The following is an 18,676-nucleotide window of genomic DNA, read 5'->3' on the forward strand; positions in this document are numbered from 1 at the left end:
AGGAGAGATTAAATGTCCGATACGCCAGCCGAAACCCGCAGGCTTTCGCCACTCAAGACGCCGTCCAGCCTGCCGACCAACGCCATTACCGATATTTCGGCGGCGCTGACCGCACTGCTCGCCGATGTCTTTACGCTTTATGTGAAGACCAAGAATTTCCATTGGCACATGTCCGGCCCGCATTTTCGCGACTATCATCTGCTGCTCGACGAACAGGCGGAACAGATCTTCGCGATGACCGACGACATTGCCGAGCGTGCCCGCAAGATCGGCGGCACGACGCTCCGCTCCATCGGCCAGATCGCTCGCCAGCAGCGCCTTTTGGACAATGACGCGGATTTCGTCACGCCCGAAGACATGTTGTCGGAACTGCGCGAGGACAACGCTCAACTCGTTTCGCTGCTGCGCGAAGTGCATGGCCTTTGCGACGAGCACAATGATGTCGCAACCGCCAGCCTGATCGAGAACTGGATCGACGAGGGCGAGCGCCGCACCTGGTTCCTGTTCGAAACGACGCGCCCGCAGAGGTAATGTCGGCAACCGGGCGTCTCGGCCATCCCGATCGAACGCCCGGTTCAGCTCTCCACCGCCCGCGGCCGCAGCCAGCGCGGCGTCCAGCCGAGATTCATGCCGGCGGCGGCAAGGAGAATGATCGCGGCGCCTGCGATCTGCATCGGCTGCAGCGCGTGGCCGAAGGCCAGCCGGTCGACCAGGATCGCCGCGATCGGATAGATGAAGGACAGAGCGCCCGTGAGATGCGTCGGCAGCCTCTGGATCGCACCGTAGAGCAGCACATACATCAGCCCGGTATGGACGACGCCGACGGTCACCAGGATCGCCCAGGATCCGACATCGCCGGGCGGATGAGAAAAATCGGTCATCGGCGCCAGCATCAGCATGCCGGTTGCGACCTGGATGAGCGCGATCAGATGCGGCGGCGTGCCTTTCAGCCATTTCGCGGCAAGGGCGGCGAGCGCGTAGAAGAAGGCGGCACCGAGCGCCATCAGGATGCCGAGGCCGTAACCGTCAGATGCCGCCCCGCCTGTCCCCGGTTTTGCCTCGACGATGGCAATCATGCCGGCGAAGGCGAGTGTCAGCCAGAACAGCTTGGTGGCCGTGATCTTCTCGCCGAGAAAAAGCGCGCCGAGCACGAGCAGCATGAAAGGCTGGGTGTTGTAAACCGTCGTCGCGATCGAGATCGTCGCATGCGAGTAGGAGGCAAACAGCAGCAGCCAGTTCAAGACGATGGCGATACCGCCTGATATGGCGATGCCGAAGGCGCGCAGCGTGATGATGCCTGGCCGCAGCAGCCCGAGAGCACCGCAGATGACAAGCAAAGTGAGCGCGCCGAACAGGCAGCGCCAGAAGACCACGCCGCTGACAGGCTGGCCCGACATGACGACGAACCAACCGATCGTCCCCGAGATCAGCATCGCTGCCGTCATTTCCACCGTGCCTCTTTTGATGTCACTGCCCATGATTGCCTCCATTTCGGTGGCATAAGAATATTGCGGCGATAGGCGATTTTATATAAGGATAAGAAGGAAGATGATCGATGTTGCCTAATCATAAGAGGAGAATATCTCGTCGTGGCTAATGATGTGCAATCGCTCGACGAAATTGATCAGGCCATTCTGGAGGCGCTGGCCGGGAATGCGCGGATCTCGCTGAAGGAACTGGCCCAGCAGGTCGGCCTCTCTTCGCCGAGTGCGGCCGAGCGCCTGCGGCGGTTGGAGGAGCGTGGCGTCATCAAGGCCTTCACCATTGATCTCGATCCCGCCGCCGTCGGTTATCCCCTGCAGGCGATCGTGCGCGTGCGTCCGCTGCCGGGGCAGTTGCACATCGTCGAGCGCATCATCGAGGAAATTCCCGAAATCATCGAATGCGACAAGGTGACGGGTGATGATTGTTTTATCGCCCGCCTGGTCATCCGCTCGATGGCCGATCTCGACGGCATCCTCGACCGGGTTGCCGAAAGGGCGGAGACCAACACCGCGATGATCAAGGCCTCGCCCGTCAAACGCCGCCTGCCGCCGCTTTCCCGGCGGAAATAGGGGGCGGCGAAACGCCTTTTTGTTTTTGCGCATTCCGGTCGCAAAACCGCTGCGCAGTTTTGCTGGAACTGCTCTAGAATTCCGCCATCGGCGACAACATCGCCGGAAAATCCGGGGTGGCATGGCCGAGCCCGCGCAGCATCAACCTCGTGCCGCTTTCCAACGGTTGCGGAACACCGTCCCAGCCGAGCTTGTCGGGACGGAAAAGCACTTCGACAGAGGCGGGGGCGATCTCCAGTCCGCCAAGGATCGCTGCAAGCGACGGTATGTCAGCCGCCACGACGTCGAGGAGGCTGAAGCGGCCTGCCTCATCCATCTTCCATGCGATCGCCGCCTGCCGGTCTTCCAGGAAGCTGATGCGGATATCGGGATCGAGCCGGGTGTTGATCAGAAACATCGCCGCATTGACTGTGACCGCCAGCGAGGTCGAAACCGGGCGTCGTCTTTTCAGCAGCGATTGCAGCAGGGCAAGATCATCCGCGTTTGTCGGCAAAAGCGGCCGGGCGCGGGCGGCGGAAGACGAAGGGTCGGGCGTCGGTCCCTCGTATCGGTGCAGCGCTATCGCGCGGAAACCGTAGGGTTCGTAGAGCGACGGTTTGTCGGTATAGAGGATGACGGCTTCAAAGCCCTGTCGCTCGCACCAGTCGAGGGCTTTTACCGTGACGTCGCGATAGAGCCCGCGGCCGCGCCATGGCGGCCGCACGGCGCCGGATTGCAGGCCGGCGGCATGGACGTTCCTGCCGTTGAGGACGAAGGGCAGCGCAAAGGCCGAGATATTCGCCGCAAGTTCCCCTTCGGCGTCGAACCAGCCGAAGGGCATGCTGGTGGGGTCGGGGCCGCCGAGCTGTTGCAGCGGTCCGATATCGATGCCGAAAATATCCCTGAGCAGGCAGACCAGCGCCGCCCAGCCGGCGGGGTCGCCGAAATAATCCTGCCGGAAGGTCAGGCCCGCGCTGTCGAGGCGCTGTGCCATCAGACGCCGGTGGAGCCGAAACCGCCTGCGCCGCGCACCGTTTCGCTTGCCTCGGTGATCTCCACCACCCGTGCCTGGGTCACCGGCGCGATCACCATCTGGGCGATGCGCATGCCGCGCGAAATGACGAAGGCTTCCTCGCCGAGATTGACGAGCAGCACCTTCACTTCGCCGCGATAGTCGCTGTCGACGGTACCAGGCGAATTCAGGCAGGTGATGCCGTTTTTGAAGGCAAGGCCGGAACGCGGCCGCACCTGTCCCTCGAAATGCTCGGGGATCTCGAAGATGAAGCCGGTCGGCACCAGCGCCCGTTTGCCGGGCAGAAGCGTCAGCGGTGCTGCCTCGTCAACGGCAGCGCGCAGGTCCATGCCGGCCGCCCCCTTGCTTTCATAGGCGGGCAGATCGAGGCCTTCGCCATTCGGCAGGCGGATGAGTTTCAGCCTGGGGCTGACGTCGTGATGAATGTTCATGGGCCATTACTTTGCGCGCGCGACGCCGAGGTCAATTGCAAAGTCGGCCTTTAGTCGCTAGATACGCGGCAATTCCACAGGATTCACAAGTATGGCCGAAAGTCTCGCCGAGGCGGTCTCCCGCCGCCGCACATTCGCTATTATCGCCCACCCGGACGCGGGTAAGACGACGCTCACCGAAAAGCTGCTGCTGTTCGGCGGCGCCATTCAGCTTGCCGGCGAAGTCAAGGCAAAGAAGGATCGCATGCAGACGCGCTCCGACTGGATGAAGATCGAGCGCGAACGCGGCATCTCCGTCGTCACCTCGGTGATGACCTTCGAATATAACGATAATGTCTTCAATATCCTCGACACGCCGGGTCACGAGGATTTCGCCGACGACACCTATCGCACGCTGACGGCCGTCGATGCCGCGGTCATGGTCATCGATGCCGCCAAGGGCATCGAGCCGCGCACGCTGAAGCTCTTCGAAGTCTGCCGCATGCGCGATATTCCGATCATCACCTTTATCAACAAGATGGACCGCGAAAGCCGCGATCCCTTCGAGATCCTCGATGAAGTGGAAGAGAAGCTGGCGCTGGATACCGCGCCGATCACCTGGCCGATCGGCCGCTCCAAGACCTTTTGCGGCTCCTACAATATCGCCGCCAACACGGTGCGCGGTTCGGATACCGAAATCGAGGGAACGCCGGTCAACGGTCCGCAAAGCGTCGCCGGTAGGCTGCCCGAAAACGAGCGTAAGGCTTTTGTCGAGGAGACCGAACTGGCGATCGAGGCCTGCCGTCCCTTCGACCGCGAATCCTTCCTGGAAGGCCATATGACGCCTGTCTTTTTCGGCTCGGCGCTGCGCAATTACGGCGTTCGCGATCTCATCAACGCGCTCGGCGATTTCGCGCCGCCGCCGCGTGACCAGGTCGCCGATACCAGGACCGTGCATGCGACCGACGACAAGATGACGGCCTTCGTCTTCAAGATCCAGGCCAACATGGACCCCAACCACCGCGACCGCATCGCCTTTGCCCGCATCTGCTCCGGCAAGCTCGAGCGCGGTATGAAGGCAAGGCTCGCCCGCACCGGCAAGCAGCTGGGCCTGACCGCGCCGCAATTCTTCTTCGCCTCGCAGCGCCAGCTCGCCGACACCGCCTATGCCGGCGACGTCGTCGGCATTCCCAACCACGGGACCCTCCGGATCGGCGATACGCTGACCGAAGGTGAATCGCTGGTCTTCCAGGGCGTGCCGAACTTCTCGCCGGAGATCCTGCGCCGCGTGCGCCTGGAAGACGCGATGAAGGCGAAGAAGCTGAAGGAAGCCCTGCAGCAGATGGCCGAAGAAGGCGTCGTCCAGCTGTTCTCGCCGGAAGACGGCTCGCCGGCGATCGTCGGCGTCGTCGGCGCCCTGCAGCTCGACGTCTTGAAGGAGCGGCTGATGGCCGAATACGGCTTGCCGGTCTCCTTCGAAATGTCGCGTTTCTCCGTCTGCCGCTGGATCTCGGCCGAGCAGCCGGCCGATCTCGAGAAATTCCTCACCGTCAAGCGCGGCGATATCGCCCGCGACCTCGACGGCGACCCGGTCTTCCTCGCCCAGGACGGTTTCTCGCTGCGTTACGAGTCCGAGCGCCATCCGACGATCAAGATGGTCGCCATCAAGGAATATCACGCCGCAAAGGCGGCGTGATCTCTACAGCGCCGCGCGTCTTTTCAGACGCGCAAAGGACGCTGTAGCACTTTGAACTACCGCATAATTCCTTAAATCAATTCCGACTTAAGGAGTTATGCGGGGCCGCCAGCCGTTCGGCCAGGAAATCGACGACGGCGCGCACTGCCGGCAGTTGGCCACGCCGATGCGGCATCAGGATCGTCGTCTCGATGCTGCCCGCCGTCCATTCCGGAAGCACCCGCACCAGCCGCCCGTCTGCCAGCGCCTTGCGGCAGACGGATGTCGGCAGGCAGGTAATGCCAAGCCCCGACACGGCCATTTCCATCAAGACATAGGGTTCATCCGCCGCCATGACGGAATGCAGCGTGACGAGAGCCTCATCGCCGCCATCGGAGTGGAACCGCCATTGGTTTTCCGTCAGGCTGGTCATGATCGTCGCATGCTGCGCCAGTTCCTCCGGCAGGCGCGGCTGCCCATGGGTGCTGATATAATCCGGCGAGGCGAGGATGAAGAAAGGGTGGCTGGCGAGCTTCCGCTGTACCAGTGCGGAATCCGGCAGCGGCCCGCGATGGCTGCGCAGCGCGATGTCGAAACCTTCCTGCACGATATCGACGAAGCGGTCCGTCACGTGCACGGAGAGCCTGAGCTTCGGATATCGCGCTGCCAGCGCCGGCAGATGCTCCGTCAAGGTAAACTGTGCCGTCGGCACCGAGGCGGTGAGGCGAACGCTGCCTGCGGGTTCAGCCAGATGCCGCCGCACGATGCCTTCGGCCATCTCCGCCTCGATGATCGAGGCCTGGGCGTGCTGAAAGAATTCCCGGCCGAGCTCGGTCAGCGCGAAGCTTCGCGACGTGCGCTGGATCAGCCTGACGCCAAGCCGTGCCTCCAGCTCCGCAACGCGTTTGCTCACAGTCGATTTCGGAATGCCGAGATGCCTGGCGGCGGCGGTAAAACTGCCGCTGTCGACGGCCTGCACGAAAAGATGGAGGTCGTTGAGGTTGAAGAGCGTCATTGCTATCTTCCAGATATGTGGACATTGCGACGCATTTATAGCCTCTACCGCAGGATCGTCCACATCTTCACATTCATCGTGTCCAAACGGGGTCAATTCTGAAAGGAACGATTGATGTCACCCATATTGTTTTACGGCGTGCCGGAGGGCTGCTCCTTCGGCTCGATCGTCGCGCTGGAATGGTCCGGCCTGCCTTATCGGCTCTGCCGAGTCGAGATGCCGGAAATGGTTTCCAGCGAAGACTACATCAGGATCAACAAAGTCGGCGAAACGCCGTCGCTGCTGCTCGAGGATGGCAGGACGATCAGCGAAAGCATGGCGATCCTCCATCATATCGGCGCTCGCGCGATCGGCGGCGGTCTGGGTTTTGCGCAGGGGTCGGAGGATTTCGATCGGCTGAACCAGATGCTCGCCTTTCTCAACACCAGTTTCTTCAAGGCCTTCGGCCCGCTCTGGTATGCGTTCGAACACCCTCTGGAGCCGCAGCAGAAGCAGGCCCTCACAGCCTATGGCATTGCCGCGGTCGAAAAGGCGCATCAGACGCTGGAGCGTCTGCTCGATGGCCGCGAATGGCTTCTCGGCAATGGGCCGAGCCTGGCGGATGCCTATTTCGTCGGGATCGCCCGCTGGAACGATTTCCATAAGGTCGTCGACCGCCGGCAGTTTCCCGGCCTGCATCGCCTCTATGAGCGCATGCAGCGGGAGCCGGCCGTGCGTTTTGCCCATGCGATCGAGCATCGGCAGGAAGCGAAAAGCAGCGGCGGTTTCCGCGGCGAGGTCGATCTGGCCGAAGCGCTCGGCCTGTTGAAACAGGCGGCCTGATCGCCGCCGCCGTCGCACCCCTGGGGTGCGACGGCCAATGTGCCTTAGCCGGCAGCGATGATCTCGATCTCGACCAGCCAGTCGTCACGCAGCGTTTCGACGATGATCGCCGTGGTCGGCACGGCGCGGCCGCCAAGGGCCCGAAGGCGGGCATTCTGGTTCGCCTCCATAAAGGCGCCGTCGCTGAGATAGCTCGTCAGCCGCACGATATTGTCCACGGTCATATCAGCGGAAGTGAGGATGGCGCGCAGATTGGACCAGATGAGCTCCAGCTGTCTTTCCAGATCGGCCGCCGCCATTCCCTCTTGATCGAGACCCATCGTACCGCTGACGAAGAGCAGCCGGGACGGATGCCTGACCTCCAGCGCATGGATGTAATCAGGGCTGGCCGGATAGACCCCACTTGCCGGATTGCGCGTGATCATCTCCATGAAATTTCTCCTCTTCCGAATATTCTGTTGAATAATGGCAGTATCGGCGATTATCCTTCGGCAGAAAGGGGCTTTTGCGGAATGACGAAAAATACAGAGGATCTTCGGCAGAGGCGTCCGCAGCAGCCGGTCATCGATGCTTTCGACCGAAAAATATTAGCCGCGCTCGCCGCCGACAGCAGCCAGAGCTATGCCAGGCTTGGCGAAACGGTCGGCCTGTCGGCGCCGGCCGTGCATGAGCGTGTGCGCCGCCTGAGACAATCCGGCACCATCAAGGGCGTGCATGCTGCGCTCGACGGCGCAGCGCTCGGCAAGCCGCTGCTTGCTTTCGTGCATGTGGAAGCGGCCGGCTGGGGCAAGAGCGAGCGGTTGATGCAGGTTCTGCAGTTTCCCGAAGTCGAGGAGATGCATTCGGTCGCTGGCGACGCCAGCGTTCTCTTCAAGGTCCGTACCGAAAGCCCGCAGGCCTTGGAGGCTTTTCTCTCGCAGATTCATGCCGTTCCCGGCGTCACCGGCACCCGCAGCTATATCGCGCTTTCCAGCTATCTGGAGCGTCCGGTACAGGCCGGCGTCACCGACAGTTGGCCTGATATGCATCTGCCGGAATAGACGAGCGCTCCCGGTTTCCGGTCTAAGCGTAGCTGTCTCGCTAGTCCTCACCCTCGAAACGTGGCAGCGGCTCGATATTCTCCACCCCGGGCAAAGCCGACCGGCACCATATCTGTTTCCTGGGCGTCAGCTCCCGCCGCTGGTCGATGCTGCCGACGCGGACGCCGATCGCGCCGCCTTCGCCGTCCGTGCGGTAGAGCGGCGATCCGCAATTCGGGCAGAAGAATTGCCGGCTGAGACCGCCGCTGTCGCCATATTTTGCGTAGCCTCTCGGCTCGCCTGATAGGAGTGTGAAACTTCCCGGCCGCGCCGGTGCGGTGATGCGATAGGCGGAGCCCGTCAACCGCTGGCAATCGGTGCAATGGCAGATCGAGATCCGCTCCGCATCGATCTCCGCCTGATAGCGGATCGCGCCGCAATGGCATCCTCCGGTGATATGCATCGGCAAGCCCCCAAAAGCATGTCGCGCAAAAGTGTAGAGCGGTTTTGCGATCATGACATGCGGAAAACAAAGAACCAAAGCATGGCAGGCGAATCTGATCGCGCTACGCTTTACTCAGCGGGCTGGGCGGCCGGGTGGGCGGCGTAGAAGGCCTTCGCATCCGCCGTGAAGGCGGCCCGCTGATCGGCTTTCGTATAGAACATATGCCCGCCGCGATAAAGCTTTAGCCCGACGCGGCCGTCGGCGAGCGAGGGCGGCAGATGGTCGACGACGTAGCGGCTGACGCTGTAAGGCGTCACCAGATCGCTGTAGCCATGCGCGATCAGCAGGTGGAATGCTGAGTTCGAGGCGAGCAGTTGCCGGATGTCGTCGGTAGCGCTGGCCTGGAAGCGCGATCCGCCGCCGCGCCCGCCGCCCCATTCCCAGCGCCGGCTGATATCGCCGTCGAGCAGCGAATAGGTCATCTCCGTCTTGAAGCCGAGCTCGTTGCGGGCGTAATCGGCAAAGGCGCCGCCATAGGCGCGGGTGAAGCCGTCGAGGATGGCGTCGTCGCCGCGGTCGTAATCGGATTCCGGATAGGGATCGGGTGCTGCAAAGGAGGCGTCGTAGGCGCTCATCACCTCGCCGCCCCCATCTGAATGTTTGACGAAGGAACTGCCGAGGAAGCCGCGGTTGCGGGTGACGATATCCTCTGGGATGCCCGTCAGGCGAGCGATCCTGCCATAGAAGGCGGCGGCATCGGCACCCGTCGGCGGTGGTCCGGCCAGCGTCGTCAGATAGTCGCCGAGCGCGAAGGTCTCGGCCTCCTTCTGCTTCTCTTCGTCAAAGGCCTCGTGCCGGTCGAGTTCGGCCGCCGCCAGTGACGGCAGCTCCAGCGCCGCGCCGAGCGCAAATTGATCGGCATTGAACATCAGCTGGCCCTCGAGCAGGGGGGAAAGCATCACCGCGCCGGCGACGATGATGCCCTGGCTTTCCTGCAGCACCGAGGCGACCTTGGCCGCACGGAAGCCGCCATAACTCTCGCCGAGAAGATATTTCGGCGAGTTGGAACGGTTGTTGTGCGCGACATAGAGCGCAATTGCCTTGGCGATGCTCTGGGCATCGGCACTGACGTTATAATAATTGGAGGCGTCGTCGGCCTTTGCCGTCCGGCTCCAGCCGGTGCCGATCGGGTCGATCAGCACGAGATCGGTGAAATCGAGCCAGCTTTGCGGATTGTCGACGAGTTTCGCATTGGCGCCGTCGCGTCCGTCCGGCCCGAAATCGAGTACCTTCGGCCCGACCAGCCCGAGATGCAGGAAGGCGGAAGCAGCACCCGGCCCGCCGTTGAAGGCAAAGGTCAGAGGCCGGTTCGGCCCGCCATCCCTTGCGACATAGGCGGTGTAGAAGACCGCGCCGGTCTGTACGCCGTCCTGGCCGAAGAGATCCAGCGTGCCGGCGGTGGCAGTATAGGCAATCTTCCGGCCGCCGATCGTCAGCGCGTGCTCGGTGACGGAATCGGCCGGCAGCAGCTTCAGCACGCCATCGCGTGCGCCGCTCTGGACATTCGCCCTCGGTGGATCGCTTTCCTGCGCATGGGAAAGGGCGGGGGCCAGCATTGCTGCGAGCGCGGTGAACAGAAACAGGGTTCGTATGCGCAAGATGTCTCCTCCGGCGTGGGGAATGAGAGGCTGAGATAGCGTAGCATCCGCGGCCGACGACGGGCATCAAGAGATGGTGATGGGCCAGTGAGCGAGCTTCAGCCGACCTTCTCGACCGCGTGAACATTGATCTCGATCGCACGGCCGGCCTTCCAGCCGTTGATCGCCGCGCCCAGCCCGAGCGCGACGAAGAGGGCAGCGCACCAGGAAAAGCTGCCGGTCCAGCCGCGGATGAGGCCGACGATGAGCGGGCCGATGGCGGCAAGCAGGTAACCGACGCATTGCGCCATGCCGGAAAGATGGGCGGCGACATCGGGATCGCGTGAGCGCAGCACGATCGTCGTCATGGCCGCCGCGATCAGCCCACCCTGGCCGATGCCCTGCAGCACCGCCCATAGCCAGACCGTCGAAAGTGGCGCGAAGAGCAGGCCGAGCAGGGCGATGACGGCGACGCCGCAGAGGCTCGCATTGATCAGCCGCTGGTCGCGGCCGCGCACGGCGATATGCGGAACGATCAGGCAGGATGCCGCCTGTACCATCACCGACAGGGAAACGATCGCCCCTGATGTGACGCCGTCGAGCCCGCGTTCGCGTAAGATCGGAACCAGCCAGCCGAAGACGCAATAGGCAAGTGCCGATTGCAGCCCCATGAACAGCGTGACTTGCCAGGCGAGCCGGTCGCGCCAGAGGCCTTTGACGTGGAAGCCATTTCGTCTTGCCTGCCGGCCGCTGCGAAGAACTTCGGGCAGCCAGAGCAGGCTGACGATCAGGGCGGGCAGCGCCCAGACAGCGAGGGCACCCTCGAGAGAGCCGCCCAATCCATGCTCGATCGGCAGTGTCAGCCCGGCGGCACTTGCCGCACCGGCGCAAAGCGCCATCGTGTAGAAGCCGGTCATCAGTGCGGCGCGCCCGGCGAAATCGCGCTTCACCAGCCCCGGCAGCAGCACGTTGCCGACAGCAATACAGGCGCCCGCAAGGGCGGTGCCGATGAAGAGCAGTGGCACGGAGGAAAGTCCGCGCAAACCCGTGCCGAGTGCGAGAAGCAGCAGAACGCCGAGCAGCGTGCGCTCCGTCCCGAGGCGCTGGGCAAGACGAGGCGCAAGCGGCGAGAAGGCACCAAGGCAGACGACCGGTAGCGTCGTCAGTAGGCTGGCGCCCAGCGCGCTGAGACCGAGCTCCGAGCGGATCTCCGGCAGCAGCGCCGAGGCGCTCGAGAAGACCGGGCGCAGGTTGAAGGCGATCAGCACCAGGCTCGCGCCGAGCAGGAAACGCCCGGCAGCTCCCCGCACCGGCGTTGCCTGCGGCGGCGGAAGGCTGCCGGCCTCGGCGTCGATCAGCAATTCGTCGGCGGGGTCGAGCGCGCTGGCGGCATGGCTGGACGGCGCGTTCATGACAGGATCATCCTGTCGAGGGCGGCAAGAACGGGCGCCATGAAGCGGCGCACCGCCGCATCCGCCTCGTCGGGATCGCCGGTTTCGATGGCGTCGACGATATCGGCATGCGCCTGCATATCCGGCTCGGGAATGTCCTTGCCGAGCGTCGCCGCAATGGTATCGGCGATCGAGGCCGAAAAGAAATCGTAGATCTCGATCATCGCCCGGTTGCCGGAAGCGGCGATGACAGCCTTGTGGAAGGCGAGGTCGCGTTCGATGAAGGCGGCCTGATCGCCGCCGTCGTAATTGCCACGTTCGGCAAGCAGCCTGCGAAGCCCGGCAACCGTCTTCGGCGTCTTGCGGATCGCCGTCAGCCGGGCTGCCTCGACGTCGAGCGCCAAGCGCGCCTCGAACTGGTCACGCAGGCTGGCGCGCCGGGCCATCGTCAACGGCCGGCCGGCATCGGTCGTCGAGCGGACATAGGTTCCCGAACCCTGTCTTGTTTCGAGATAACCCTGGGAGACGAGAACGCGCACCGCCTCGCGCACGGTGCCGCGGCTGACGGAAAGCATGGCCGACAGCGAGGCTTCATTCGGCAATTTCTCGCCGACCGCCCAGCGTTTGCCGAGAATGTCGCCGCGGATCGCCTCGATCGCCTCATCCGCGAGATTGGTCTTGCTGAGCGCTCGCATCTCACTACTCATAAAGTCATCTGATGACTTTATGAGTAGTGAGATTTCGATCTTTCGTCAACGCCTGACATCAAGACGATAAAGACATCAAGACAATAAAAAAGGGCCGCCTCGGCGACCCTTTCCATGAGTTTGGCCTCAAACTGGCCTGGACTGTCTATGCAGCCCTAGGAAGGCGGGGATTAGAGCGAGGGCTGCCTCGCCTTCGTCACCTCTTCCATGCCCGTTACGAGGTCCGAAATCTCATTAGACATTGGATCACCTTCCTTTCGTTCTGTTGCTGATGGCTTAAAGTTAGGCTGATTCTTCTGAGATGCAAGCAGAAATGCACGCCTGCGCTGCTTTGAGAGAAGCGCGGGTGTTCACAAAAGAACACGGCTTTTCGCCGAATGTGAAGGTGCCAGACGTCACGAAACCGTCATGTTGCCCTTGCAAACCGGCAACGCGTTAAGCTGTTATTAGCCGTGACATCAGACAATTTAGAGCATTCCCGCCGATGCGGCGGCGGGTTCCGGAGCAAGAAAGCCATGTGTCGCTGGGCAGCCTATCGCGGAGACCCTCTCTATCTTGAGGAACTGGTATCCTCGCCTGCGCACTCGCTGATCGAGCAGTCCCATTGCGCCACCCGCGCCAAGACGGCGACGAATGGTGATGGCTTCGGTATCGCCTGGTATGGCGACAGGCCCGAGCCCGGCCGCTACCGCGATATCCTGCCGGCCTGGTCGGATTGCAATCTGAAGAGCCTGGCACGGCAGATCCGTTCGCCGCTCTTCCTCGCCCATGTCCGCGCTGCCACAGGCGGCGGCACGCGCCGCGACAACTGCCACCCCTTCACCCATGGCACCTGGTCTTTCATGCACAACGGCCAGATCACCGGTTTCGAGCGTCTGCGCCGGCCGATGGAGGCGATGCTCGACGACGAGCTGTTCAATGCCCGCGGCGGCACGACCGATTCCGAACTGATGTTCCTGCTGGCGCTGCAATTCGGTCTGCGCGAGGCGCCGATCGCTGCGATGGCTCACATGATCGGTGTCGTCGAGGACCTGGCCGACAGCGTCATCGGCTCGATCCTGCTGCGCTTTACCGCTGCCTTCTCCGATGGCAACATGCTCTATGCTGTTCGCTATGCGACCGACCGCAAGGCGCCGACGCTCTATGCCTCGCCTGTGGGTGCGGGCTATTGCCTCGTGTCCGAGCCGCTGAACGACGATGGCGATGCCTGGGCGGAAATTCCGGATGGCAGCGCCGTCACCGTCGGTAAAGACGGCATCGACGTCGCCGACTTCCGGCCGGAGAAGCGGAGTGCCTCCAAGCCGCCGCGCGTGGCTATTCCTGCCTGAGCCGCTCGACGATAGCTGAGCCGCTGGCGATTAGCTGAACTGCCTGGCGATCAGCGCCGCGAGCCGTTCGGCAACCTCTTCCTTCGCCAGGTCAGGCCATTGCTCGACGCCGTCGCGGCGAACGAGTTTGACGCGGTTGTGGCTGCCGCCCATGATGCCAGTCGCAGGAGAAACGTCATTGGCGACGATCATGTCGGCGCCTTTCCTTTCGAGTTTTGCCTTTGCATTGCTTTCGACGTCCTGGGTCTCGGCGGCAAAGCCGATCACCAGCTTCGGCCGCATCGTATGATGGCCGACGGTTTTCAGGATGTCCGGGTTCTCGGTCAGCGCCAGCGTCGGGATGGATTCGCCCGGATGTTTCTTCAGCTTCTGGTCGGCCGCCGAGGCGACGCGCCAGTCCGCCACCGCTGCGACCATCACGGCGATGTCGGCCGGCAGCGCCGCAAGCACGGCATCACGCATTTCTTCAGCCCGCTCGACATGCACGACTGTCACGCCGACGGGGTCGGCGATTGCCACCGGCCCCGATACGAGCGTCACCTCCGCTCCGAGCTTTGCAAGGGCTGCTGCGATCGCATGCCCCTGCCGGCCGGAGGAGCGGTTGGCGATATAGCGCACCGGATCGATCGGCTCATGCGTCGGTCCTGACGTGACGATTGCCTTGCGTCCCTTGAGCGGCTTTTCTCCGTCGTCGAGCATGGTTTCGGCAGCAGCGACGATCTCCAGCGGTTCCGCCATCCGGCCGAGCCCTGCCTCCCGGCTTTCCGCCATCTCGCCGGCCATCGGCCCGACGAAGCGGATGCCGTCGGCTCTGAGCATCGCGGCATTCCGCCGCGTTGCCGGATGCGCCCACATGGCGGGGTTCATCGCCGGTGCGGCAAGCACCGGCCCATTGGTCGCCAGAAGCACCGTCGAGGCGAGATCGTCGGCAAGCCCATTCGCCATCTTCGCCATCAGATCGGCGGTGGCAGGGGCGATCAGCACGAGGTCGCAGTCGCGCGCCAGCCGGATATGACCGATATCCTGTTCGTCCTGTCGCGAAAACAGATCGAGGTACACATGGTCCGCCGCCAATGCACCGACGGCAAGCGGCGTGACGAATTCCTGGGCGCCTTTGGTCATCACAGGGCGCACGCTCGCGCCGCGCTCGCGCAGCCGGCGGATCAGATCCAGGCTCTTATAGGCCGCGATGCCGCCGGAGATGATGAGGAGGATGCGTTTGCCGCTGAGAGCCATGGCCTTCTACCCGTTGCCTTTTCTGACCGCCCTCGACCCTAAGCCTTTGGCGGAGAACATGCAATCGCGCCGCCGATAGGCATTGGAGCTGCTCCGGAAGCCGCCGCATGACGATCGCAATCGCCATGCCGAGGCGGGCAAGCTGCGGCGGCAGCCAGTCTCCGCCGCACTCGTGGGTCAGAGGTTGCTCATCCCGCCGTCGATGATGAGTTCGCTGCCGACGATATAGGCCGCCTCATCGGAGGCGAGGAAAACGATGGTCTTGGCGACTTCGCCGGGGGTTCCGAAACGGCCGACGGGAATCTGGGCCTGGATCTGCGCAGTCATCGCTTCGGATTGGGCTTGTGAAGCGCCGAGCTTGCTGTAGAGCGGCGTGGAGATCGGACCGGGGCTCACGGCGTTGACGCGGATGCCGCGGCCGATGAGCTCGCCCGACAATGTCTTGGCAAGCGTCAACAGCGCGCCCTTCGTCAGCGAATAGACGCTGGAATTCGGCATGCCGATATGGGCGTTGATCGAGGTGTTGAGCACGATCGCGGCCTGCTTCGAAAAAATCGGCAGCAGCGCCTGAATCAGGAAGAACGGGCCCTTGACGTTGATATCAACCGACTTGTCGAAGGCGGCTTCGCTCCACTGTTCCAGCGGCCCGAATTCGGCGACCCCGGCGTTGACGAAGAGGATGTCGAGCGTGCCGAAAGCCTCTCTCACGCTATCGGCGACGGCTTTCTGGCCGACCGCATTGCCGGCATCGGCCTGGATGACGGTGGCTTTGCCGCCGAATTCGGCGCGGGCCGCCTCGACGCTTGCCGCGCTGCTGCCGGTAACGACGACGCGGGCGCCCTCAGCGATGAACTGGCGGGCGGTCTCGAGGCCGATGCCGCTGGTGCCGCCGGTGATGAGCGCTGTCTTGTTCTGCAGGCGTGACATGATGAAGTTCCTTTGACCGAATGTTGGCGCGCGGCCCGTTCTTGTTCAATGCGAGAATGCTCTGAAAAAGGCGGCGCGATAAGCCGGCGCGTTGAAGGATCATCAACCCGCAGCGGATAACCGCGCCGCGCCGCCTCAGGTGCGGGTGATCGAAGCGCCGCCGTCGACCAGCGACGCCGTACCGGTGACGAAGCTTGCATCGTCGGAGGCGAGGTAGAGGACCGAGCGGGCAAGTTCTTCGGGTGTTGCGACACGCTTCAGCGCATGCAGATTGGTGACGAAGGCCTGCTTCTCAGGCGTATCGTTCATGTCCCGATACATGTCGGTATCGACCGCACCCGGCAGGATGGCATTGACGCGCACGCCCTGCTGGCCGAATTCGGCGGCAAGCGCCTGTGTCAGGCCGATCAGGCCGGATTTGCTGGCGGCATAGGCGGCAACCCCCGGGAAGGCGAAGCTGTAGCCGACGAAGGTCGAGGTGAAGATCACCGAGCCGCCGCCATTTTCCACCATCGCCCCGATCTGGTGCTTGGCGGCGAGGAAGGAGGCCGTCAGATTGATCGCCAGCGCATCGCTGAAGCCCGATTCGGAAACGGCGGTGCTCGGACCGGCTTCGCCGAGCGTGCCGGCATTGTTGAAGGCGATGTCGAGCTTGCCGTAATTCGTCACGGCGGCGGCGACCAGCGCCTTGTGATAATCTTCCGAGCGCACGTCGCCGGCAATGGCGATGGCATCGCCGCCCTCTGCCTTGATCTCCGCAACGAGGCTGTCAAGTTCGCCTTGACGGCGGGCGCCGACGACGACCCTGGCGCCTTCGGCGGCGAAGAGTTTTGCCGTGGCGCGGCCAATGCCGGAGCTTGCGCCGGTGACGATCGCGACCTTGTTGTTCAAGCGGTTCATGGTTCCATCTCCTGTGTTGAGGTGAGGCGGCCCTTGCCGTCCCTTCCGTTGAATGGAAGATGGCATTTTCCTTTCGTTCGGATTAGTCTCCAGATCGGGGAATTCGAATTCGGAAAGACCGAACGATGATCAGGATAGAAGGCATTGCGGCTTTTGTCGCCGTGGTCGAGGCAGGCTCGGTCAGCGAGGCGGCCCGGCGTCTTCGGCTGTCCAAATCCGTCGTCAGCGAAAGGTTGGCCGAGCTGGAGAAGTCGCTCGGCGGCATCCTGCTGCACCGAACGACCCGCAAGCTTACTTTGACCGAGGACGGCACGGTCTTCCTGGAGCGGGCTGCGCGCATCGTGCGCGAGATCGAGGAGGCCGCGGCCGATATGGCGGAGCGGCGCGGAACGCTGTCAGGCCCGATCCGCATCGCCGCCCCCGTCACCTTCGGCCGCATGCATCTCGGCCCGGCGCTCTATCCCTTTCTCGCCGAGCATCCCGAGATCGAATTGACCCTCGATATTGATGACCGGCGGGTCGATGCCGCTTCGGACGGCTATGACGCCATCATCCGCAATGGTCCGATCGCTGATAGCCGGCTGGTCGCCTGGAAGCTCACGCGAAGCCGCCGTCTTCTCTGTGCCTCGCCGGATTATCTCGCCCGCCAGGGAATTCCGTCGTCGCTGGCTGATCTCAACGGCCATCGCGGCATCTTCTACACCAATCGCGGCGTTGCCGACTGGCGCTTCCAGACGCCGGAGGGTGCGATCGTCGTCCGTGCGAAACTGGCGCTCGGCATCAACAATGGTGACATGCTCCGCGACGCCGCGATTGCCGGCCTCGGCATTGCGCTGCTGCCCGCCTTCATCGCCGGCCCGGCCATCCGCGAGGGCCGGCTTGCCGAAATCGATGTCGGCCATAGGCCGGAGGTCGAATTCATCTATATGGCCCATCCCGAGGGCCGAAATCCCTCCGCCAAGCTCCGCGCCATCGCCGATCACCTGAAGAAGAGTTTCGGCGATCCGCCCTACTGGGATCCGGCGGGCTAGAGCATGTCGCGCAAAAGTGTGCAGCAGTTTTGCGACAACGACATGCGTAAAAACAAAGACCTAAAGCGCGAAGAGCGAATCTGAAAGATCGCGACGCGCTTTAGCTCAGCAGGCTCATCAGGTTCTCGGTGACCGGCGAGCGATGTGTTTTCAGGATTGCCAGCGCCAGGCGCGCCACGGCCGGCGGCCCCTCGATCGGCCGGTAGGCCACACCTTCGAGCTTGATCTGCGAAATCGAGGCCGGCACGATCGAGACGCCGAGATCGGCCGCCACCAGATTGACGACCGAGGAAATCTGCGGCGCCTCCTGCGCCACGGTCAGCTCGAATCCCGCCTTGCGGCAGGCGAGCACGACATCGTCGTAGAGGCTCAAGCCCACGAGCCGGGGAAAGAGGATGAAGGGTTCGTCCGCCAGCATTGCAAGCGGCAGGCTACGATGTCTTGCCAGAGGATGGCTGGCGGGCAGGGCAATCACCATCGGCTCGTCCGGCAGCCGCCGCAGCCGGATGCCGGCGGGATCGTCCAGGCCGGGGCGCATGAAGGTGGCGTCGAGCTCCCCGCGTTCCAGCTTCTGCATCAGCGCTAGCGTATTCATTTCCGTCAGCGACAGCTGCACCTCCGGCCAGCGCGCGCGAAACCGGCGGATCGTCGTGCTGACCACCGGGTTGAAGGCGGAGGATGCGGTGAAGCCGAGCGACAGGCGGCCGGACTCGCCGCGATTGGCGCTTTGCGCCGCAAGCTTCGCCTTCTCAGCTGCCACCAGCGACGCCTTTGCCTCGCCAAGGAAGGCCGCGCCCGCTGCCGTCAATTCGGCGCCGTGCGGCACACGGTGAAACAGCGCCGCACCCACTTCCCTCTCCAGGTCGCGGATCTGCTGGCTGAGCGGCGGCTGCCCGATGCCGAGCTTGCCGGCGGCACGCGTGAAATTGCCTTCTTCCGCCACCGCCAGAAAATACCTGAGATGCCGCAGCTCCATCACTATCTCCAAAACCTATCGGAATCGACGGTCTCATATATTGGACAAATGGAGGCGCTTTGACTAGATCGGAGGCTGGAAGGATGAAGAT

20 protein-coding genes are annotated in these 18,676 nt (G+C 63.2%); 7 read left to right on the plus strand and 13 right to left on the minus strand.

Annotated elements, in window-relative coordinates; genetic code table 11:
* Positions 1 to 12 precede the first annotated feature (12 nt).
* On the plus strand, positions 13 to 531 hold the full coding sequence (locus BS629_RS33150; RefSeq protein ID WP_018244451.1) for a Dps family protein: 519 nt from the start codon (positions 13 to 15) through the stop codon (positions 529 to 531).
* Between the two features lie 44 nt (positions 532 to 575).
* On the opposite strand, the gene BS629_RS33155 is transcribed toward BS629_RS33150, so the two are convergent.
* A complete protein-coding gene (locus tag BS629_RS33155; RefSeq protein ID WP_018244452.1) occupies positions 576 to 1,490 on the minus strand; it encodes a DMT family transporter in 915 nt (304 codons plus the stop codon).
* A gap of 99 nt (positions 1,491 to 1,589) precedes the next feature.
* Here BS629_RS33155 and BS629_RS33160 point away from each other — a divergent pair, with 99 nt between their 5' ends.
* Complete coding sequence (locus BS629_RS33160; RefSeq protein WP_018244453.1) at positions 1,590 to 2,054, plus strand: Lrp/AsnC family transcriptional regulator; 465 nt, start codon at positions 1,590 to 1,592, stop codon at positions 2,052 to 2,054.
* A 73-nt stretch (positions 2,055 to 2,127) separates the two neighbouring features.
* On the opposite strand, the gene BS629_RS33165 is transcribed toward BS629_RS33160, so the two are convergent.
* Entirely contained in the window at positions 2,128 to 3,027 is a 900-nt protein-coding gene (locus tag BS629_RS33165; RefSeq protein WP_018244454.1) for a GNAT family N-acetyltransferase, read from the minus strand.
* Positions 3,027 to 3,497 (minus strand): dUTP diphosphatase, encoded by a 471-nt coding sequence (gene dut, locus BS629_RS33170; RefSeq protein ID WP_018244455.1) that lies wholly within the window; start codon positions 3,495 to 3,497, stop codon positions 3,027 to 3,029. Before dut ends, BS629_RS33165 begins: the two co-directional genes overlap by 1 nt.
* A 91-nt stretch (positions 3,498 to 3,588) precedes the next feature.
* Between dut and BS629_RS33175 the strand changes: the two genes are divergently transcribed.
* Positions 3,589 to 5,172: a peptide chain release factor 3 gene (locus BS629_RS33175; protein ID WP_018244456.1), complete on the plus strand. Its 1,584-nt coding sequence runs from the start codon at positions 3,589 to 3,591 to the stop codon at positions 5,170 to 5,172.
* Positions 5,173 to 5,248: 76 nt separating this feature from the next.
* Here the strand turns inward: BS629_RS33175 and BS629_RS33180 are convergent, their stop codons facing one another.
* The gene (locus BS629_RS33180) at positions 5,249 to 6,166 is read right to left on the minus strand and encodes a LysR substrate-binding domain-containing protein (RefSeq protein ID WP_018244457.1); all 918 of its coding nucleotides are present in this window, start codon (positions 6,164 to 6,166) and stop codon (positions 5,249 to 5,251) included.
* Between the two features lie 114 nt (positions 6,167 to 6,280).
* Here BS629_RS33180 and BS629_RS33185 point away from each other — a divergent pair, with 114 nt between their 5' ends.
* Positions 6,281 to 6,988: a glutathione S-transferase family protein gene (locus tag BS629_RS33185; RefSeq protein WP_018244458.1), complete on the plus strand. Its 708-nt coding sequence runs from the start codon at positions 6,281 to 6,283 to the stop codon at positions 6,986 to 6,988.
* Positions 6,989 to 7,032: 44 nt separating this feature from the next.
* Here BS629_RS33185 and BS629_RS33190 read toward each other — a convergent pair whose 3' ends face one another.
* Entirely contained in the window at positions 7,033 to 7,419 is a 387-nt protein-coding gene (locus BS629_RS33190; RefSeq protein WP_018244459.1) for a RidA family protein, read from the minus strand.
* Between the two features lie 27 nt (positions 7,420 to 7,446).
* On the opposite strand from BS629_RS33190, the gene BS629_RS33195 reads away from it, so the two are divergent.
* Positions 7,447 to 8,028 (plus strand): Lrp/AsnC family transcriptional regulator, encoded by a 582-nt coding sequence (locus BS629_RS33195; RefSeq protein WP_018244460.1) that lies wholly within the window; start codon positions 7,447 to 7,449, stop codon positions 8,026 to 8,028.
* A gap of 40 nt (positions 8,029 to 8,068) precedes the next feature.
* Here BS629_RS33195 and BS629_RS33200 read toward each other — a convergent pair whose 3' ends face one another.
* The 4 genes from BS629_RS33200 to BS629_RS33215 all read right to left on the minus strand — a co-directional run bounded on the left by BS629_RS33200 (position 8,069) and on the right by BS629_RS33215 (position 12,175).
* Positions 8,069 to 8,470, minus strand: coding sequence for a GFA family protein (locus BS629_RS33200; RefSeq protein WP_018447814.1), 402 nt, complete (start codon positions 8,468 to 8,470; stop codon positions 8,069 to 8,071).
* A gap of 110 nt (positions 8,471 to 8,580) precedes the next feature.
* A complete protein-coding gene (locus tag BS629_RS33205; RefSeq protein WP_018244462.1) occupies positions 8,581 to 10,110 on the minus strand; it encodes a S10 family peptidase in 1,530 nt (509 codons plus the stop codon).
* A 98-nt stretch (positions 10,111 to 10,208) separates the two neighbouring features.
* Positions 10,209 to 11,501, minus strand: coding sequence for a CynX/NimT family MFS transporter (locus tag BS629_RS33210; protein ID WP_018244463.1), 1,293 nt, complete (start codon positions 11,499 to 11,501; stop codon positions 10,209 to 10,211).
* Complete coding sequence (locus BS629_RS33215; protein ID WP_018244464.1) at positions 11,498 to 12,175, minus strand: FadR/GntR family transcriptional regulator; 678 nt, start codon at positions 12,173 to 12,175, stop codon at positions 11,498 to 11,500. Before BS629_RS33215 ends, BS629_RS33210 begins: the two co-directional genes overlap by 4 nt.
* 527 nt (positions 12,176 to 12,702) lie before the next feature.
* Between BS629_RS33215 and BS629_RS33220 the strand changes: the two genes are divergently transcribed.
* Positions 12,703 to 13,515, plus strand: coding sequence for a class II glutamine amidotransferase (locus BS629_RS33220; protein ID WP_018244465.1), 813 nt, complete (start codon positions 12,703 to 12,705; stop codon positions 13,513 to 13,515).
* 30 nt (positions 13,516 to 13,545) lie between these two features.
* Here the strand turns inward: BS629_RS33220 and coaBC are convergent, their stop codons facing one another.
* From coaBC to BS629_RS33235, 3 genes are all read right to left on the minus strand, one after another.
* The gene (gene coaBC / locus BS629_RS33225; protein WP_018244466.1) at positions 13,546 to 14,751 is read right to left on the minus strand and encodes a bifunctional phosphopantothenoylcysteine decarboxylase/phosphopantothenate--cysteine ligase CoaBC; all 1,206 of its coding nucleotides are present in this window, start codon (positions 14,749 to 14,751) and stop codon (positions 13,546 to 13,548) included.
* 177 nt (positions 14,752 to 14,928) lie between these two features.
* Positions 14,929 to 15,678: an SDR family oxidoreductase gene (locus tag BS629_RS33230; protein WP_018244467.1), complete on the minus strand. Its 750-nt coding sequence runs from the start codon at positions 15,676 to 15,678 to the stop codon at positions 14,929 to 14,931.
* A 135-nt stretch (positions 15,679 to 15,813) separates the two neighbouring features.
* Positions 15,814 to 16,578: an SDR family oxidoreductase gene (locus tag BS629_RS33235; RefSeq protein WP_018244468.1), complete on the minus strand. Its 765-nt coding sequence runs from the start codon at positions 16,576 to 16,578 to the stop codon at positions 15,814 to 15,816.
* A 125-nt stretch (positions 16,579 to 16,703) separates the two neighbouring features.
* On the opposite strand from BS629_RS33235, the gene BS629_RS33240 reads away from it, so the two are divergent.
* Complete coding sequence (locus BS629_RS33240; RefSeq protein ID WP_018244469.1) at positions 16,704 to 17,609, plus strand: LysR family transcriptional regulator; 906 nt, start codon at positions 16,704 to 16,706, stop codon at positions 17,607 to 17,609.
* 100 nt (positions 17,610 to 17,709) lie between these two features.
* Here BS629_RS33240 and BS629_RS33245 read toward each other — a convergent pair whose 3' ends face one another.
* Positions 17,710 to 18,585 (minus strand): LysR family transcriptional regulator, encoded by an 876-nt coding sequence (locus BS629_RS33245; RefSeq protein WP_018244470.1) that lies wholly within the window; start codon positions 18,583 to 18,585, stop codon positions 17,710 to 17,712.
* Between the last annotated feature and the right edge of the window lie 91 nt (positions 18,586 to 18,676).

This window comes from Rhizobium leguminosarum bv. viciae USDA 2370 (assembly GCF_002008365.1).
Lineage (GTDB): Bacteria > Pseudomonadota > Alphaproteobacteria > Rhizobiales > Rhizobiaceae > Rhizobium > Rhizobium leguminosarum.

Bases quoted from the DNA above. Each gene is read 5' to 3' on its own strand.
- BS629_RS33150 (WP_018244451.1), top strand. From the start codon at position 13: ATGTCCGATACGCCAGCCGAAACCCGCAGGCTTTCGCCACTCAAGACG.
- BS629_RS33155 (WP_018244452.1), bottom strand. From the start codon at position 1,490: ATGGAGGCAATCATGGGCAGTGACATCAAAAGAGGCACGGTGGAAATG.
- BS629_RS33165 (WP_018244454.1), bottom strand. From the start codon at position 3,027: ATGGCACAGCGCCTCGACAGCGCGGGCCTGACCTTCCGGCAGGATTAT.
- dut (WP_018244455.1), bottom strand. From the start codon at position 3,497: ATGAACATTCATCACGACGTCAGCCCCAGGCTGAAACTCATCCGCCTG.
- BS629_RS33175 (WP_018244456.1), top strand. From the start codon at position 3,589: ATGGCCGAAAGTCTCGCCGAGGCGGTCTCCCGCCGCCGCACATTCGCT.
- BS629_RS33180 (WP_018244457.1), bottom strand. From the start codon at position 6,166: ATGACGCTCTTCAACCTCAACGACCTCCATCTTTTCGTGCAGGCCGTC.
- BS629_RS33185 (WP_018244458.1), top strand. From the start codon at position 6,281: ATGTCACCCATATTGTTTTACGGCGTGCCGGAGGGCTGCTCCTTCGGC.
- BS629_RS33190 (WP_018244459.1), bottom strand. From the start codon at position 7,419: ATGGAGATGATCACGCGCAATCCGGCAAGTGGGGTCTATCCGGCCAGC.
- BS629_RS33200 (WP_018447814.1), bottom strand. From the start codon at position 8,470: ATGCATATCACCGGAGGATGCCATTGCGGCGCGATCCGCTATCAGGCG.
- BS629_RS33210 (WP_018244463.1), bottom strand. From the start codon at position 11,501: ATGAACGCGCCGTCCAGCCATGCCGCCAGCGCGCTCGACCCCGCCGAC.
- BS629_RS33215 (WP_018244464.1), bottom strand. From the start codon at position 12,175: ATGCGAGCGCTCAGCAAGACCAATCTCGCGGATGAGGCGATCGAGGCG.
- BS629_RS33220 (WP_018244465.1), top strand. From the start codon at position 12,703: ATGTGTCGCTGGGCAGCCTATCGCGGAGACCCTCTCTATCTTGAGGAA.
- coaBC (WP_018244466.1), bottom strand. From the start codon at position 14,751: ATGGCTCTCAGCGGCAAACGCATCCTCCTCATCATCTCCGGCGGCATC.
- BS629_RS33230 (WP_018244467.1), bottom strand. From the start codon at position 15,678: ATGTCACGCCTGCAGAACAAGACAGCGCTCATCACCGGCGGCACCAGC.
- BS629_RS33235 (WP_018244468.1), bottom strand. From the start codon at position 16,578: ATGAACCGCTTGAACAACAAGGTCGCGATCGTCACCGGCGCAAGCTCC.
- BS629_RS33240 (WP_018244469.1), top strand. From the start codon at position 16,704: ATGATCAGGATAGAAGGCATTGCGGCTTTTGTCGCCGTGGTCGAGGCA.
- BS629_RS33245 (WP_018244470.1), bottom strand. From the start codon at position 18,585: ATGGAGCTGCGGCATCTCAGGTATTTTCTGGCGGTGGCGGAAGAAGGC.